At 40.7% G+C, this 17,997-nt stretch carries 14 protein-coding genes and 1 tRNA gene; 7 read left to right on the top strand and 8 right to left on the bottom strand.

Annotation, left to right across the window (positions count from 1 at the left end; genetic code table 11):
• Positions 1 to 132, bottom strand: a complete 132-nt coding sequence (locus tag B9Y87_RS22340; protein WP_262483191.1) for a hypothetical protein — start codon at positions 130 to 132, stop codon at positions 1 to 3.
• A gap of 385 nt (positions 133 to 517) precedes the next feature.
• A tRNA-Met gene (locus B9Y87_RS19540) sits at positions 518 to 590 on the bottom strand.
• Between the two features lie 249 nt (positions 591 to 839).
• On the opposite strand from B9Y87_RS19540, the gene B9Y87_RS19535 reads away from it, so the two are divergent.
• From B9Y87_RS19535 to B9Y87_RS19525, 3 genes are all read left to right on the top strand, one after another.
• Positions 840 to 2,321, top strand: a complete 1,482-nt coding sequence (locus tag B9Y87_RS19535; protein WP_085500651.1) for a Na+/H+ antiporter NhaC family protein — start codon at positions 840 to 842, stop codon at positions 2,319 to 2,321.
• A 48-nt stretch (positions 2,322 to 2,369) separates the two neighbouring features.
• Positions 2,370 to 3,254, top strand: a complete 885-nt coding sequence (era, locus tag B9Y87_RS19530; RefSeq protein ID WP_085500650.1) for a GTPase Era — start codon at positions 2,370 to 2,372, stop codon at positions 3,252 to 3,254.
• A gap of 144 nt (positions 3,255 to 3,398) precedes the next feature.
• Entirely contained in the window at positions 3,399 to 4,922 is a 1,524-nt protein-coding gene (locus tag B9Y87_RS19525) for a choice-of-anchor I family protein (RefSeq protein WP_085500649.1), read from the top strand.
• A gap of 365 nt (positions 4,923 to 5,287) precedes the next feature.
• Here the strand turns inward: B9Y87_RS19525 and B9Y87_RS19520 are convergent, their stop codons facing one another.
• Complete coding sequence (locus B9Y87_RS19520) at positions 5,288 to 5,779, bottom strand: GTP-binding protein (RefSeq protein WP_085500648.1); 492 nt, start codon at positions 5,777 to 5,779, stop codon at positions 5,288 to 5,290.
• A gap of 79 nt (positions 5,780 to 5,858) precedes the next feature.
• On the opposite strand from B9Y87_RS19520, the gene der reads away from it, so the two are divergent.
• Positions 5,859 to 7,163, top strand: coding sequence for a ribosome biogenesis GTPase Der (gene der / locus B9Y87_RS19515; protein WP_085500647.1), 1,305 nt, complete (start codon positions 5,859 to 5,861; stop codon positions 7,161 to 7,163).
• Between the two features lie 132 nt (positions 7,164 to 7,295).
• Positions 7,296 to 10,061 (top strand): outer membrane beta-barrel protein, encoded by a 2,766-nt coding sequence (locus B9Y87_RS19510; protein ID WP_085500646.1) that lies wholly within the window; start codon positions 7,296 to 7,298, stop codon positions 10,059 to 10,061.
• A 988-nt stretch (positions 10,062 to 11,049) separates the two neighbouring features.
• On the opposite strand, the gene B9Y87_RS19505 is transcribed toward B9Y87_RS19510, so the two are convergent.
• Genes B9Y87_RS19505 through B9Y87_RS19485 form a run of 5 tightly spaced genes read right to left on the bottom strand, consistent with a single transcriptional unit; the run spans position 11,050 to position 14,208 of the window.
• Positions 11,050 to 11,856 (bottom strand): TPM domain-containing protein, encoded by an 807-nt coding sequence (locus tag B9Y87_RS19505; RefSeq protein WP_085500645.1) that lies wholly within the window; start codon positions 11,854 to 11,856, stop codon positions 11,050 to 11,052.
• Positions 11,837 to 12,274: a TPM domain-containing protein gene (locus B9Y87_RS19500; RefSeq protein WP_085500644.1), complete on the bottom strand. Its 438-nt coding sequence runs from the start codon at positions 12,272 to 12,274 to the stop codon at positions 11,837 to 11,839. Before B9Y87_RS19500 ends, B9Y87_RS19505 begins: the two co-directional genes overlap by 20 nt.
• A gap of 6 nt (positions 12,275 to 12,280) precedes the next feature.
• Positions 12,281 to 12,880, bottom strand: a complete 600-nt coding sequence (locus tag B9Y87_RS19495; RefSeq protein WP_072860727.1) for a LemA family protein — start codon at positions 12,878 to 12,880, stop codon at positions 12,281 to 12,283.
• Between the two features lie 21 nt (positions 12,881 to 12,901).
• Complete coding sequence (locus B9Y87_RS19490; protein WP_085500643.1) at positions 12,902 to 13,231, bottom strand: MerR family transcriptional regulator; 330 nt, start codon at positions 13,229 to 13,231, stop codon at positions 12,902 to 12,904.
• Entirely contained in the window at positions 13,231 to 14,208 is a 978-nt protein-coding gene (locus tag B9Y87_RS19485) for a M23 family metallopeptidase (RefSeq protein WP_085500642.1), read from the bottom strand. The genes B9Y87_RS19490 and B9Y87_RS19485 overlap by 1 nt, the downstream gene beginning before the upstream one ends.
• Positions 14,209 to 14,312: 104 nt before the next feature.
• On the opposite strand from B9Y87_RS19485, the gene alaS reads away from it, so the two are divergent.
• Positions 14,313 to 16,970 (top strand): alanine--tRNA ligase, encoded by a 2,658-nt coding sequence (gene alaS / locus B9Y87_RS19480; RefSeq protein ID WP_085500641.1) that lies wholly within the window; start codon positions 14,313 to 14,315, stop codon positions 16,968 to 16,970.
• Between the two features lie 79 nt (positions 16,971 to 17,049).
• Positions 17,050 to 17,997, top strand: a complete 948-nt coding sequence (locus B9Y87_RS19475; protein ID WP_317045142.1) for a GSCFA domain-containing protein — start codon at positions 17,050 to 17,052, stop codon at positions 17,995 to 17,997.

Below are 17,997 nucleotides of genomic sequence, written 5' to 3'. Positions count from 1 at the left end.
CTAGTTAAAAACGTATCCCAACAGCCAATATAGTATTAGAAATACAATAACAGCGCCTATACATCCACATTTTCCTCCTCCTATTTTTTTAGCTCCCCAACCAGCCAAAAGTGCCCTTATTATTTTTTGCATATGCTATTTTTATGGTTAATTATAATTTTCGCGATACTACAATGCTATATGAAATTCTTTAGCCCATACCCGTAACTTTGCAAGGGACTATGCCATAAATTTACTAATGTTTATGAGAACATGATATAAAAATAGAAACCAATCTTTTTGAATGTTGGCTGTATCGATTAATAATTTGATTTGTACCAAAATAGCAGTATGGTTTTCATAGAAATAGGAACTGGATTCTTTCCTTCGCTATGCTCCGGAAAGGGCCAGGGGGGTAACTTTACAAGGAAAGCTCCAGCGCTGTTGTGCTGTCATTTTTTTATGTCGCCTGCCTAAGCAAGTACACATGCTCAGCACTCCATAAAAAAAGCCTTTCATTGCTGAAAGGCTTTCCTAGTAGCGGGAACTGGACTCGAACCAGTGACCTTCGGGTTATGAGCCCGACGAGCTACCTACTGCTCTATCCCGCGATGTGCGTTTCCAAAATAGTCAACTTGGCTCTAAACCCTCAGTTCATAATGCTGACTGAATTATTTCGGACTGCAAAGATACATGCTTTTTATGATTTCCCAAATCTATTTTCAATTAAATATTAAAAATGAGACTAAATTTTTATCAAACATTTAAAAATAGATAGTTGTAGTCCTCATTGTCCAAAATCTTTCTATTTTGTATCGATTTTAATATAAATCCGTCACCTTTAATTCGCCCGATCATCTATGGATAACTATGGTTTTCTCTCAATCCTACCGCCTGTAATCGCTATTGTACTGGCGCTCAGAACCAAACAAGTTTATATAGCCCTGCTTTTTGGCATATGGTTCTCTTGGGTGATCATCAATGATTGGAATTTCTTTACGGGTACCTTGGCAGCCATTGAAGGGATGGTCAATGTCTTTAAGTCTCCGGGCAATACCAGAACCATAATGTTCAGTGCCCTGGTAGGGGCTTTGCTATTGTTTATACAGTACTCCAAAGGGGTGGAAGGATTTATTAACGAGCTTAATAAGGTGATAGCCTATTTTGAGAGAAAACAAAGTGGCTATAGCAGGGTAGTAGTGCAGCTTATGGCCATGTTTACGGGGATTTTGTTGTTTGTAGAAACAAGCATTAGTTCCTTAACGGTAGGAACCCTATATCGTCCGGTTTTCGATAAACTGAAGATTCCCAGGGAAAAATTGGCCTACATAGCCGATTCCAGTTCCGCCCCCTCCTCCATTTTAATTCCCTTTAATGCATGGGGAGCATTCATAATGGGGCTTTTGCTTACACAGGGTATCGAAAATCCGTTTGGAACCATGCTTTCTTCCATAGTTTTTAATTTTTACCCCATCTTGGCAATAGTTATCGTTTTCGTGGTGATAATTACCAAAAAGGATATTGGACCAATGTCGAAAGCGGAAATGCGCACTAGGGAAACAGGTAAATTGCTGAATGATAATGCCAAACCTATGTTGTCCAGTGAGGTAACTTCCTTTGAGTCCAAAGAAGGGATCAAGGCCAGGGCTTATAATATGATCGTTCCCTTGGCAACCATGGTAGTCATGATGCCTTTCTATCTTTCCTATACTGGTTGGGATGCCGTGGAGGATGCTACTTCTTTTGGCGATCATGTGTTTAAGGCTATTGGCCAGGGTTCCGGCTCATCCTCTGTCCTATACGCGGTTCTTACGGCGATTTTGGTTGCCATGGTGCTTTATAGGTCCCAAAAAATTATGAAAACCAAGGAAATGATAGATCTGGTATTGAAGGGTATAAGTGAATTGATGCCACTGGCATTGTTAATGCTATTGGCCTTTGCTATTGGCGACGCCTGTAATGCCTTGGGTACCGGACAATTTGTTGCAAACTGGTCCAAGGATTGGTTGTCTCCCGCTTTTTTGCCGGCAGTTATTTTTGTGATCAGCTCCTTTATTGCATTTTCAACCGGGACTTCCTGGGGAACCTTTGCCATTATGATGGCGATTTCCATGCCCATGGCCGAAATCCACGGTGCGCCTCTGCCTTTGATAGTAGCCGCGACTTTAGGGGGTGGAGTTTTCGGGGATCACTGTTCGCCTATTTCTGACACTTCCATTATCTCCTCCATGGCTTCTGCCAGTGATCATATAGATCATATTAATACCCAATTGCCCTATGCCTTGATCGGCGGTTTGGTAACAGTGCTGCTTTACGTAATTTTAGGCTTAATTATGATATAGATGGAAGGATTCCACTACCTTTGCACTTATTAAAGATAAAAAGGGAAGATGGTGCATAAAGCCGGTTTTGTAAATATTATAGGAAATCCCAATGTGGGGAAATCCACACTTATGAATGCCTTTGTAGGGGAAAAATTATCCATTATTACCTCTAAGGCGCAAACTACCCGGCACCGTATTTTGGGAATTGTCAATGGGGATGATTTTCAAGTGGTACTTTCCGATACTCCAGGGATCATAAAGCCCGCTTATGAATTGCAGTCCTCTATGATGGACTTTGTAAAATCTGCCTTTGAAGATGCCGATATCCTCATCTATATGGTAGAAATTGGGGAAAAGGCCTTGAAGGACGAGCGCTTTTTTGAAAAAATTAAGAATAGTACCATTCCTGTATTGCTTTTGTTGAACAAGATTGATGTTTCCGAACAAGGAATCCTGGAAGAGCAGGTTCAATATTGGCAGGAACAATTGCCAACGGCTGAAATTCACCCTATTTCCGCCTTGCAGAATTTTAATGTAAAGGAGGTTTTTATGCGGATTTTGGAATTGTTGCCGGAAGCCCCACCTTATTATCCCAAGGATCAATTAACCGATAAGCCAGAACGCTTTTTTGTAAACGAAACCATTAGGGAAAAAATCCTTCAATTCTATAAAAAGGAAATTCCATACTCCGTGGAGATCGACACCGAGGAATTTTTTGAAGATGAGGATATCATCCGCATGCGTTCTGTTATCATGGTGGAACGCGATTCCCAAAAAGGAATTATTATAGGCCATAAGGGAAGTGCCCTTAAAAGGGTAGGGGTGGAAGCCCGTAAAGACCTGGAGAAATTCTTCGATAAACAGGTGCATTTGGAACTCTATGTTAAGGTAAACAAGAATTGGAGAAGCGATCCCAATCAGTTGAAGCGCTTTGGCTATAACCAAGGTTAGTGTTTTAAAAGTTCGTTTCTAGGGAGGTAAATTTTTCTTTACCCACAACATTTTAGCTAGATCCTTAACAATTAGTTATTATTTATTTTACGCTTAGCTTATAGCTAGTTTTCATCTTTGGTTTTAAATAAATAACCAAAGAAAATGAAAAAAACACTTTTAGCACTTTTCGTAGGTGGAACGCTATTCACCTCTTGTATCAAAGATCATATTGGCCATGGTGGCGGTAATGACGATGTAGATGTATCAACCCTTACATTCGCCAAAATAGGTGGGTTCTCCAACGGAACAGGAGAGGAAGGTTATGCTGAAATCAGTGCCTTTGATCCCAAGACCAACAAATTGTTTATCGTCAATCCAGTTCAGTCCGAAGTTTCCGTTTGGGATATTTCATCTCCTTCTTCTTCAGTAAAATTAAGCTCAATTTCATTGGCGGGAACGCCAAACAGTGTTGCGGTTCACGACGGACTTTTGGCTGTGGCCGTGGAAAATGCCAATAAACAAATGAATGGTACAGTACAGACTTATGATACTGAGACCCAAGCCTTGGTAAATACATATAATGTAGGGGCATTGCCAGACATGGTTGCTTTTAGTCCTGATGGGAAATATATAATTTCTGCCAATGAAGGGGAGCCAAATGCTGATTATTCGGTAGATCCAGAGGGTTCCATTTCTGTAGTGGACGTTCAAAAAAATGAAGTTAACACTATGTTTTTTACTTCCTATAGTGCAGCTTCAATAGGGAACGATTTTAGGGTTTTTGGTCCGTTGGCAAGTATTGCCCAAGATGTGGAACCGGAATATGTGGCAGTTTCGGACGATAGTAGGTTTGCCTATGTAACGCTGCAGGAAAATAATGGTATTGCCGTAGTCGATTTAAAGAATAAGGCCATTGCCAATGTTTTTGGTCTAGGTGTAAAAGATTATTCTTTTGGTGATAATAAGATGGACGCCAGTAATAAGGATGATTTGGTAGGGAACTTTCAGAATTGGCCAGTGTTTGGTTTCTATATGCCGGATGCCATTACTTTTACCAAGCTAGATGGGATGGAATATATTATTACGGCCAATGAAGGGGATTCTAGGGATTACGATGGATATTCCGAAGAGGAAAGGGTAGAAGACGTAATCTTGGACCCAACTGCTTTCCCTAATGCCGCTGATCTACAAATGGAGGAAAATTTGGGAAGGTTAAAAATTACCACCGCCAATGGTGATATCGATGGCGATGGTGACTTTGATAAAATATATGCCTACGGAGGAAGGTCCTTTACCATCTGGTCTACTTCAGGAACTTTGGTGTATGACAGTGCGGATGAAATTGGAAGAAGGACTTTGGAACTTAACCCGTCTTATTTTAATGCCGATGAGGGTGAGGCCGATGGAAGAAGTGATGATAAAGGTGCCGAACCGGAATCTGTAACTACTTTAAAGGTGGGCAACTCTACCTTGTTGTTTGTAGGTTTGGAGCGTACCGGGGGTGTTTTGGTGTATGATATTACCAACCCCAATAGTCCGGAATACGTAAACTGGCTTTTTGATGCCTCGGATATTGCCCCAGAAGGTTTGGTGACTATTGCAGAGGAAAATAGCCCAACAGGAAATGCCTTGGTCATTATCACCAATGAAGTTTCCAACACCGTAGCGATTTACGAAATAAAATAGATTGAAAATGGTTTTGTAAGTAATCCCCGGGTATCTGCTTTGTATACTCGGGGATTATTTTTTGTAATAGTCACTTCTGCAGAGTCTATCTTCTGGACGAGTAGAAGTCGAACATTTTAGGCCGGACCCATTGGCGCGGTTTGGTAACTCTGGATATTTATTTGGATGATTATTTGGATGAATAACATTCTCCGATTATTGTTGGGTGGCTGAGCGGTGCCGAAGCCACTGTCAATAGTTTTTCTTTCTGACTCAATTCTATTTCGACTACGCTAATCTTCGTTTAGAACATGGAACTTTAAACTTTGAACTGAAAACTATACATTGCGATTGCCAACTCCTAGTGAACCAGAAACTTTGAACTTTCAACCTTTGGTATGCCTTAGCATAAATTCATGCAATTGATGCATTTGGGGCTTGCCCTTTCTTTTTCCTATCCTTCCAAATATATAAAGCACAATCCAGGCCAAGACCATTAAGGCCATCAAACCGATCTGAAGGCCCATTTCTTTACCCAAAGCCTGATTGGAATAGGCCCAAACCCCAAAAATGATAAATAAGGTGGCCACGCCAAAATGGACAAACATGAAGAATGTCCATAGGGTGGGATTCGGTCCAAACAAGCCATAAATGGTACTGTTTCCGTCCTCCTGGTCCACTATCTCGATCTGTAATTGCGGCGACCAAAAATGGGTTTCTGCCTTATTAAATTTTATAAAAACATGATGATCGGATACTTTAACGATAAAAGGAGGCTTGTCCACTTCTTGAAACAATTGTAGAATGGGTTGGGCCGGACCCTTTAGGTTAAGCTGGAACCTTGGTCTTAGTACAATTTCGTTGGGTAGGGGCTTCAAACTATTAGGCTGATAATTAGGATAAAAGATACTGTTTTTTCTTCGGATATAAATAGTACTTTTGCATCAAATTAAAAGTATGAGTGCTATAGTAGCCATTGTAGGAAGACCTAATGTAGGCAAATCAACCTTTTTCAATAGATTAATTCAAAGAAGAGAGGCCATTGTTGATGCCGTGAGTGGGGTTACGCGAGATCGTCATTACGGAAAGAGTGATTGGAACGGTGTGGAATTTTCTTTGATCGATACCGGCGGATATGTGTTGGGGAGCGATGATGTTTTTGAAAAGGAAATAGATAAGCAGGTAGAATTGGCCATAGATGAGGCCGATGCCATCATCTTTATGGTAGACGTGGAATCTGGCGTTACCGGAATGGATGAGGATGTAGCCAATTTGTTGAGACGTGTAAATAAGCCCGTTTTCTTAGTGGTGAACAAAGTGGACAATGGTAAAAGAGCCGAGGATGCCGTGGAGTTTTATTCCTTGGGCCTAGGCGAATATTATACCATTGCCAGTATAAATGGTAGTGGCACGGGCGACTTACTGGACGATTTGGTAAAGGTATTGCCGGAAAAGGAAAAGGAGAAGGACGATTTGCCTCGTTTCGCCGTAGTAGGTAGACCCAACGCTGGAAAATCATCTTTTATCAATGCCCTAATTGGGGAAGAGAGGTACATTGTTACGGACATTGCCGGTACCACTAGGGATAGTATAGATACCAAATACAACCGCTTTGGGTTCGAGTTTAATCTGGTGGATACTGCTGGTATCCGTCGTAAGGCGAAAGTACGGGAAGATCTGGAATTCTATTCCGTAATGCGCTCTGTAAGGGCCATTGAGCACTCGGATGTCTGTATTCTTATGTTGGATGCCACCCGTGGTTTTGACGGACAGGTAGAAAATATTTTCTGGTTGGCACAGCGTAACAACAAGGGAATAGTGATCTTGGTAAACAAATGGGATTTGATTGAAGACAAAGAGACCAATACCATTAAACATTACACTCAGAAAATTAAAGAGGCCATAGCACCCTTTACGGATGTGCCCATTCTATTTATCTCGGTTTTAACAAAACAGCGGATTTTCAAGGCCATAGAAACGGCCGTTCAGGTGTATGAAAACAGGCAAAAAAAGGTGGTTACCAGAAAACTGAACGATATTATGTTGCCCATAATAGAAAATTATCCTCCGCCCGCCTATAAGGATAAGTATGTGAAGATAAAATTCTGTACCCAATTGCCAACACCTTATCCACAGTTCGCTTTTTTCTGTAATCTCCCACAATATGTAAGGGAACCTTATAAGCGTTTTCTGGAGAATAAATTAAGGGAGAATTTTGATTTTACAGGGGTGCCGGTAACCGTATTTATGAGGAAGAAATAGGAAACTTTGCTTGTATTGGGGTATTTACTAATATGAGGTCTTAAAGTTCTGTTAACCATTTGGGTCGTAGAAGGTCAAGGGTTATTTTTGGGGGCTTACCAAACTACCAAGAATCCGAGACATTTTTACCAAATGAAGAAATTTCACTTTTCTATTCTATTTTCCATTTTATTTTTTAGCCTTTCTTTTTCCCAAGATTTTGTATTGAGCGGGAAGATTGTAGATGCCATTACCCAGGCCCCGTTGGAGGCCTCTACCATTTATGCTGAATCTGTAAAGGACAGTACTTTGGTATCATACACCGTGTCCGATCAAAAAGGAGTATTTGAACTGGAAGGGGATACCAGTCTTAAGGAGGTAAACGTATTCTTCTCCTATAATGGGTATAAACCACATTATATAAAGGTGAAACTGGAATCTCAGGTAGATTTGGGGAAAGTACAATTGGAGGAGCAGGCGCAAGAGTTGGAGGGAGTCCTGATCGTGGGCGATAGGGTGCCGATTACCATTAAAAAGGATACCTTGGAATTTAATGCGGATTCCTTTAAGACAAAGCCCGATGCTAACGTAGAGGACGTATTAAAAAAGTTGCCCGGAGTAGAAGTGGATAGTGATGGCAAGATTACTGTTAACGGAAAGGAAGTTGATCAGGTTCTGGTAAATGGCCAAGTATTCTTTAGTAACGACCCCAAGGTAGCAACCAAAAGTTTGCCCAAGGATATCATAAGTAAGATACAGATTTCGGACACCAAGACCAAAGAGCAGGAGTTTAGTGGAGAGGAAGGGGAAGGGGAAACCAAAACCATTAACCTAACCATAAAGGAAGATAAGAATAAAGGATATATGGGAAGAATGGCGGCAGGCTATGGTACTGATGAAAGGTATCAGCTCAACGGACTTCTCAATTATTTTAGTAATAAGAAAAGGTTGAGTTTTATTGCCAGTTCCAATAATATTAACAATTCCGGTTTTTCCTATGACGAGATTTACGATATGGTAGGGAATACCAATGGAGGGTATTCCGGTGCGCAGGAATCTGGCTTGATCAATAACTTTGGAAATGGTATTACCACCTCTTCCAACTTGGGTGCCAGCTATGCCAATGCGGAAAAGGGAGAGTACAAGATAGATGCCAATTACTTTTTTGGATACAGTGATTCCTACAACGACCAAAAAACATCCCGGGAGAACATTTTACCGGACAGCAGATATTTTACGGAAAGCGAATCTAATTTTGAGGGGTCTACCAATTCCAATCGAGGGGCGGCCAATATTGAATATGATGTGGATGAAACCCTTCGCATTAGCCTACAGCCCTCCATGAGTGTCAATAGGACCAATTCTGTGAACAGGAATAATACATTTTCTACGGATGAGGAGGGAGATTTGATCAACAGCAACAATCGTATCACGGTCAATGACGGATTTCAAAGAAATTTTTCCAATAGGTTGAGTGTAATGAAAAAGTTGGATACGATTGGAAAACTGATCACTTTTACCTTTTCCAACGACAATACGGAAAACCAAAGCAGTTCCAACCTCAATTCCGTTAGGGAGGTATTTGGGGACGATCCCAGTGTAGAGAACGTGGATCAGCTATCCGATATCGATAACAAAAGAAATTCCTATGAACTGGAAGCCCGTTATAGACAGCCTTTGACTACCAAGCTGTTCTTGGATATTGGTTATGAATTTAAGAATGATCACAGGGACAATTCCAAGGAGGTCATGGACTATGACGTGGATGATAATAGGTATACCCAGTTTAACGAGGCTTTGAGTTCGGATTTCAACTTCGTAAATATTCAACAGTCGCCTTTCTTGGGCTTGCGCCATAACGGGGATAAGTTAAACCTAAGGGTGAACGCCTCTTATGTAATGACCGAGCTGGATAATCAGGACTTCCTGCAAGGGACATCCTTTTCCAAATCATACAAAAACCTATTGCTAAGAAGTAGATTAAGGTATTCCTTGGGGAAAAATAGTCGGATTTATTTGCGCTATGACTCCCGACTAAGTCTTCCTTCGGTAACTCAGTTGCAGCCAGTGCCCAACGTAAACAATCCTTTGAACGTAGTGATAGGTAACCCCAATTTATTGCCAAGTGTAAATCATGGAATAGATCTTAACTACAATAATTATAATTGGAAAGAACGGAGTGGGGTCTTTTTCTATACGGGGCTGGATATACAAAAGGATAGGGTTTCAGCCATATCAACTACCGATGAGAATTTTCTAAGGACCACAAGATATACCAATATAGATGGTAATTACAGCGGATACGGTGGAGTAGGTTATTCCAAGCAGATCAAAAAGGATAGCCTTTATACCTTAAAATTTAATGTAAGGCCACGATTGAGTTACGGTAGGCAGGTTAGTTTTACCAATGGAGTGGAACTTAAGGCCAAAAGGTTTGATGTAACGCCTTATGTGTCTACCACCTATAATTATAAGGAGGTACTGGAAATTGAACCAGGCTATGGCATATCTTTCAACAATACCACCTACAATCTGGATAACATAGAGGATGTGGAATATACTTCCCAAAATGCCAATCTTAGGGTTACCTCTTACTGGCCCAAAAATTTAATTTGGGGCAATGACCTTCAATATAGTTACAACGGCAATGTGGGTCCAGGATTTAGAAAGGATGCCCTTTTTTGGAATATGAGTCTGGGACTTCAAATATTGGAAGATAAAGGAACTCTTAAAGTGTTGGCCTATGATTTGTTGGATCAGAATATAAATACCCGTAGGACTACAGGGGAAGATTTTATTCAGGATTTTCAAGGTACTGTGCTGCAGCAGTATTTTATGGCAAGCTTTACCTATAAGTTTGATCAGTTTGGGGGTAAAAAACCCGATATGGGATCAAGGGGAAGGCGTTATTACAATTAATGCTTTTGTTTGAAGACTTTCTGGTTTGAAGGGTTTTAGGTTTGGAAGGTTGTACAGTAGTAGTTCAAATCTTCAAATTCACTGATTTCCAAATTGATCGATTGCTACATTGAACCATTGTTATATTAACCAATTGTTCCAGTCTTTTGTTTCTAGTTTCTAGTTTCTAGTTTCTGGTTTGATAGGTTTGAGGTTTGGAAGGTTATACTTTTTTTTTCCAAATCTTCACATTTTCAAATTTGCCCATTGCTCCAGTCTCTTGGATATTGCTTGACCGTCTATTTTCTTTTTTCTAATCTCTTGTTTCTGGTTTGATAGGTTTGGACGGTTATACAGTTGTAGTTTCAAATCTTCAAATTCTCAAATTAACTGATTTCCAAATTGATCGATTGCTACATTGAGCCATTGTTATATTAACCCATTGTTCCATTATCCTGGATGTTGATTGACCTTCTTTTTTCTTTTTTCTAGTCTCTTGTTTCAGGTTTGAAGGGTTTCTGGTTTACAGGGTTTAATGTTTGAAGGTTTATTTTCAAATCACCAAATTAACTTAACGTGAGTTGTCTATTGGAAAATTTACGTCAGTCAGAGTGATTTTTGGTAGAAAATCGTATCGAAGACAAGTGAATTTTCGATCAAAAGCCTAATTTCGATACAGTTTTTCTTCGTTTCACTATGAAAAACCACTCAATTTGACGGCTTTTGATTTTTAAGTTTTTACATCGAACTCGCGATCGCTTATTACCAAATTTTCAAATTAACTCATTTTCAAATTAAGTAATTGCTACATTGAACCATTGTTATATTAACCCATTGTTCCATTCTCCTGGATGTTGATTGACCTTCTTTTTTCTAGTCTCTTGTTTCAGGATTGAAGGGTTTTAGGTTTGGAAGGTTGTACAGTAGTAGTTCAAATTGTCAAATCTTCAAATTGTCAAATTAACACATTGATGCATTAAACCATTGGTAGATTTCCACATTATTACCATCACCAACTCCCAGAGGAACCACCACCGCCAAAGCCGCCGCCACCGAAACCACCTCCAAAGCCTCCACCACTTCCAAAGCCTCCGCCACTTCCGAAACCGCCGCCGGAAGATCCTGATCTGTAGCCGCCCCGGCCCATATTGCTGAGTACAATAATATCCCAAAGGTCCATGCCCTTACGATTGCCACCTTTACCACCACCCCTTCTTCCCTTATTGGAAAGTATAATGAGGATCACTATAAAAATGATGAATGGAAGTAAGGTCTGAAATGGAAATCCAGGACTTTGGTCAAAACTGCGTTCTTCCTTGAATTCTCCATTGAGTACGTTAAAAATGGCATCCGCTCCTTTGTTGAGTCCGTCATAATAGTTGCCCTTTTTGAATTCTGGTATAATGACGGTTTCTATGATACGTTTGGAAAGTGCGTCCGTTAACAGTGGTTCTATACCATAACCTGTATTGATGGCAATCTTACGGTCGTCCCTGGCCAGCAGAATTAAAATGCCGTTATCCTCCTTGGCCTGTCCTATTCCCCAGGCATGTCCCCAGTTTGCACCTAAAAAGTTGATGTTTTCCCCTTGGGTGGAGGAGATAATGGCTGTTACGATCTGGGTGGAGGTACTGTCCGAATAACGGATCAATTTTTGTTCCAGGCTTTTTTTTTGTTCGGCAGAAAGTAAATTTATATAGTCATAAACACTGGTTTGATCCTGAAGTTTTGGCTTTTCGGGAATTTTAAATTGGGCAACAGTTATGGAGAAGCTGCATAATACCAGGAATAAGAGACTACCCTTTAGATACTTCATTGCTTAATTCGTTGGTGTTGTTGTGTAGCCATGGAAAATGGGTTTCCAATTCTTTGCCGGCCATGAGTATACCTTCTATGATACCTTGTTTAAAATCTCCTTTTTTAAAATGATTTTCTAGAATCGTTTTGGTGTTGTCCCAAAAATTATCGGGTACTACCCGGTTAATGCCCTTATCGCCATAAATCACAAACTTCTTGTCATGTACTGCAATGTAGATCAATACCCCATTTTCTTCTTTGGTATTGTCCATTTTTAAATAGTGGAAGACCTCTTGGGCACGTTCAAAATGAGGTTTCTTGGACATAGGTTCAATATGTACCCTTATTTCCCCGGAAGTATTTTTTTCGGCCTCTACAATAGCATTCACTATTTCCAATTCCTCATTGGCCGTTAAAAAATCTTCTACTTTGGACATCTTGTTTTAGTTGAATTCGAAATTCACGTCTGGAGCCTGTTCCGCACCGGCTTCCGATTTAAAGTACGCCAGTTCATCAAAATTAAATAGACCTGCCAATACAGAATTTGGAAAGGTTTTTATGTGATTGTTATAGGGCAAGACGCTTTCGTTAAAACGATTTCGTTCTATGTTTATTCTGTTTTCGGTGCCTTCCAATTGGGACTGCAGTTCTAGAAAATTTTGATTGGCCTTTAGGTCGGGGTAACGCTCTACGGTTACCAAAAGACTTTTCAGGGCGCCGCTAAGTCCGCCTTGTACCTCATTGAATTTTGCCAGTTGCTCAGGGGTAATATTGGTGGGGTCTATGCTTACCGAAGTAGCTTTGGCCCTGGCCTCTATCACTGCGGTAAGGGTACCTTTTTCAAAATCTGCAGCACCTTGTACCGTCTTAACGAGGTTACCGATAAGATCGTTCCGTCTTTGGTAGGCGCTTTCAACATTGGCCCATGCCTGGGTAGAGGTTTCTTTGAGTTTAACAGCTGTGTTGTTAAAACCTACGGCCCATTGGTACAGGCCTATTCCTAAAACAGCAAGAATAATTACTGGAATTAACCATTTTTTCATGATCGGTGTATTTAGTGTTATTTATAGTTGGTTCTTTATTTTGATCAGTTCTGCCTTGACCTTTTCCAATTTTTGGATTACATCAAAGGTAGACAAGGTTTTTAATTTATCCTCCTTTAGATGGATTTTGGCACCTTCCAAGGTAAAACCCCGCTCTTTTACCAAGTGGTAGATAAGTTGTAGGTTTTTAATATCCTGGGGAGTGAATTTTCTATTGCCCTTAGCGTTTTTTTTAGGCTTAAGTACATCGAACTCCTTCTCCCAAAAACGGATAAGCGAGGTGTTCACATCAAAGGCATCGGCTACTTCACCAATACCATAATATCTTTTTTCCGGAAGATCTATATGCATTAATCCAGGGATTGATTTTCTTGGTTGGCAAATTTCAACATATTTTCGAATTCTTCCGCGGTTAAACTGCCGTAGTAGAAGTTAATGGGGTTAATGCGTTCGTCATCTTTCCAAACCTCATAATGTAAATGGGGCGCTTCCGATCTACCGGTACTACCTACAAAACCGATAAGGTCCCCTCTTTTTACCTTTTGGCGGGCCTTGACATTATACTGACTTAAATGACCGTAAAGGCTCATATATCCATAGCCGTGATCTATTCTTATATGTTTGCCGTAACCTGAGGCGTTATTGTCCGCACGGGTAACCGTTCCGTCACCCGAGGCGTAAACAGGTGTTCCTTTGGGAGAGGTGAAATCCATGCCCCAGTGCATTTTTCTGGCTTTTGTAAACGGGTCCGAACGCCAACCGTATCCTGATGCCATACGTGTAAGATCTTCATTTTTTATGGGCTGTATGGCAGGGATAGCCGCCAATAATTTTTCTTTTTCTTCCGCCAGCTTAGTAATTTCATCCAAGGATTTGGATTGTATCACCATTTGTTTTTGAATAATATCCAACCTTTTGGTGGTGGCGATGATCATTTCGGAATTGTTGAATCCTTCCAGGGATTTGTACCTGTTTACCCCTCCAAACCCAGCTCGTCTCTGTTCTTCGGGTATGGGGTTGGCCTCGAAATATAATCGGTAGATATTATTGTCCCTGTCCTCAATATTCGCCAGCACATTTTCTATCTGCTCCATTTTTTTGCCCAGCAATTCGAACTGCAGTTCATAGTTTTTTACCTCCCTTGCCAAGGAAAGTTCGCGAGGGGTGTTTACCAAATTGGTATTTAAAAGTAATATTAGGCCTAAAAATCCAAATAGAAACGACCCTAGAAAAAATAGAGCAATATTTCTAAATCTTCTGGATTTTTTGGGTTCTATCTTACGGTAAGATAGGGTGTCCGGGTCGTAATAATATTTTACCTTAGACATGTATCTAATTTATCCTATTTTTGTGGTCATGTTAATAGATAACTTGCAAATTTGCAAATTGTTTTCTAACAACCGTTAAATATATAAAAAGCTTACCAATTTACATGAAATCCCAAGAAATTAGAGCCAAGTTTTTAGAATTTTTTAAGGAAAAATCCCATAAAATTGTTCCTTCTGCGCCAATGGTTATCAAGGATGATCCAACTTTGATGTTTACCAATGCGGGCATGAATCAGTTTAAGGAGTTTTTTCTGGGAAACTCAGTGCCCAAGTACAATCGTGTGGCCGATACCCAAAAATGTCTTAGGGTAAGTGGCAAGCATAACGACTTGGAAGAGGTAGGGAAGGATACCTACCACCATACCATGTTCGAAATGTTGGGGAACTGGAGTTTTGGCGACTATTTTAAAGCCGAGGCCATTGCCTGGGCATGGGAATTTTTAACCGAGGTGTGTAAGATTGAAAAGGACAGCCTTTACGTAACGGTCTTTGAGGGCAGTAAGGATGCCGACCAACTGGGGCAAGATACGGAAGCCTTGGAGCTTTGGAGTAAAATAGTGGCCAAGGACAGGATACTTTTTGGGAACAAGAAGGATAATTTTTGGGAAATGGGAGACCAAGGACCTTGTGGCCCCTGTTCCGAAATACATGTAGATATCCGTTCCGCCCAGGAAAAGGCAAAAGTGTCTGGGGCTGCTCTTGTAAACCAAGATCATCCACAGGTCGTGGAGATTTGGAATTTGGTTTTTATGCAGTACAATAGGAAGGCCAACGGACAATTGGAGGCCTTGCCTTCCAAGCACGTGGATACAGGAATGGGCTTTGAGCGTTTGTGTATGGTAATGCAGGGGGTGCAATCCAATTATGATACCGATGTTTTTACACCTATTATAAGGGAGATAGAGACTATTACCAATACCAAATATGGAAAGGACGAAGATATTAATATTGCCATAAGGGTAATTGCCGACCATATCAGGGCGGTATCCTTTTCCATTGCAGACGGACAATTGCCCAGTAATACAGGCGCGGGCTATGTAATTCGCAGAATTTTGAGAAGGGCCATACGTTATGGGTTTACCTTTCTGAACACCAAGGAACCTTTTATGTTTCTTTTGGTAAAGGTGCTTTCCGAAACCATGGGGAAATCCTTTCCTGAGCTTAAGGACCAACGCCAGTTAATAGAAAATGTGGTCAAAGAGGAGGAGCATTCCTTTTTAAAGACGATTGGATTTGGTATCACTGAATTGCAGAAACAAATTGATTTAATTAAGCTTTCTAAAAAAGATATTAATGCGTCAAAACAAGAAAGCGATGAGGCTAAAATCACAGGAGGAATGGCCTTCTATTTATATGATACTTGTGGTTTTCCATTAGATTTAACAGAATTGATTGCAGAAGAAAACGGTTTGGCGGTGAATATTGAAGGCTTTAACAAATTGATGCAACAACAAAAGGATCGTTCCAGATCGGCTTCCGAAGTGTCCAAAGAAGATTGGATCGTTCTCGCCGAGGATCCGCATCAGGAATTTGTGGGCTATGATAATTTGGAGACTTCGGTAAAAATTGTAAAATATAGAAAAGTAACTTCCAAAAAGGAAGGGGAGCAATATCAGATTGTATTCAACCTAACCCCGTTTTATCCCGAAGGTGGGGGACAGGTTGGGGACAAGGGGTATTTGGAAGCCCCCAATGGGGATGTGGTTTATATTTTGGATACCAAAAAGGAAAACAACGAGATTGTTCATTTTGCAAAAAATTTACCCAGGGATACTGGGGGTAAATTTAAGGCCGTGGTAGATGCAAAACAGCGCAGGAGAACCGAATGTAACCATACGGCTACGCATTTATTGCACCAGGCCTTACGAGAAATATTGGGAACGCATGTGGAACAAAAAGGTTCGGCGGTGCATTCCAAATATCTGCGATTCGATTTTTCCCATTTTGCGAAACTCACTACGGATGAATTGGTAGCCATTGAAAGTTTTGTTAATGCGCGCATAAGCAATGCACTACCTTTGGAGGAACAACGAAATGTGCCCATGGAAAAGGCCTTGGAGCAAGGGGCAATGGCGCTGTTCGGGGAGAAATATGGCGATGCGGTCAGAACCATTCGCTTCGGACAATCCATAGAACTTTGTGGGGGTACCCATGTACGAAATACGGCCGATATCTGGCATTTTAGAATTAGGTCGGAAGGGGCAGTGGCAGCAGGCATACGTAGAATAGAGGCTATAACCTCCGATGCGGTCAAGGACTTTTATTCCGAAAGTAATAATACCTTGATGGAGATTAAGGAGCTTTTGAACAATTCCCAGGAACCTGTTAAGGCTTTAGCGGCTTTGCAGGAGGAAAATTTAAGATTGAAAAAAGAGTTGGAAAACCTCTTAAAAGAGAAAGCTAAAAATTTAAAGGGGGAGTTGCTCAATGAACTTGTTGAAGTAAACGGAATTCAATTCTTGGCCAAGAAGGTGGATTTGGATGCCGCAGGAATAAAGGACATCTCCTTTGAGATGGGCCAGAATAGGAAGGACCTATTTCTTCTTTTCGCTTCGGAGATTGAGGGGAAAGCCCTTTTGTCCTGCTATATCTCCAAAGAGTTGGTAGAAGAGCGGAAATTGAATGCCGGAACCATAGTACGGGAACTTGGAAAGTACATACAAGGTGGCGGGGGCGGACAACCGTTTTTTGCTACGGCCGGAGGTAAGAATCCAGCTGGTATAGCAGAGGTGCTAGAGAAAGCCAAGGCCTATGTTGTTTAGGACGATAATAGGAATCCCAATGGTCTTATAACCCTAAAGTGGCCTGGAGTTGCCTTAGGTTGGCAATGCTTAAAATTGAATGATGAAACTTCAAACACAAGTACCTCTTAATAAAGCTACGAATCAAATTGATTATAGTAGTCAGCTTGTAGTGTTGGGGTCTTGCTTTGCCAACAATATAGGGGATAAGCTAGCTTACTATAAATTTAGGGCATTACAGAATCCGTTCGGAATTTTATTTCATCCTTTGGCCATTGAAAATTTAATTTCCAGGGCCATTCAACAGAAGCAATACACGGAGGAAGAGGTGTTTTTTTTGAACGAGCGCTGGCAGTGTTATGACGCACATTCCGATTTGTCCTCTGTTAGAAAGGAAGAATTGTTGGGCAGCCTAAATTCGGGCTTATTGGAAACCAAATTATGGATAGCCAAAGCTTCCCATGTCTTTATTACTTTAGGGACAGCCTGGACCTATCAATTGAAGGAGAGTGGAAAGGAAGTGGCCAATTGCCATAAGGTTCCTCAGATGGTATTTAAGAAGCAGCTACTTTCAATAGATAGGATCGTACAGGGTTTGAAAGATATGTTACATCTTATTCAGGCCGTAAATACGAAGGTCAAAATTGTTCTCACGGTGTCCCCAGTGCGTCACTTAAAGGATGGGTTTGTGGAAAATCAACAAAGTAAGGCGCATTTGATTAGCGCGGTTCATCAAATCATAAAAACAGGGAATGCCACGTATTTTCCGAGTTACGAACTAATGATGGACGAACTTCGGGATTATCGCTTTTATGGAAATGATCTTGTGCATCCCAATGATCTGGCGGTTAACTATATCTGGGAAAAATTTAAAACCGTATGGATTTCCGAAACTTCCTATAAGACTATGGATGAAGTGGCGGCCATTCAAAAAGGATTGGATCACCGACCTTTTAGTCAGGAATCGGAAAAACACAAGGAATTTTTAAAGACACTAGGTAATAAAATTACAAACCTTCAAAAGGAATATCCTTTTATGAAATTTTAG

Origin of the sequence: Arenibacter troitsensis (genome assembly GCF_900177645.1) — a bacterium.
GTDB lineage: Bacteria > Bacteroidota > Bacteroidia > Flavobacteriales > Flavobacteriaceae > Arenibacter > Arenibacter troitsensis.
The sequence above is the reverse complement of the archived record's forward strand: the minus strand, read 5'-3'. Positions and strand labels throughout refer to the sequence as shown.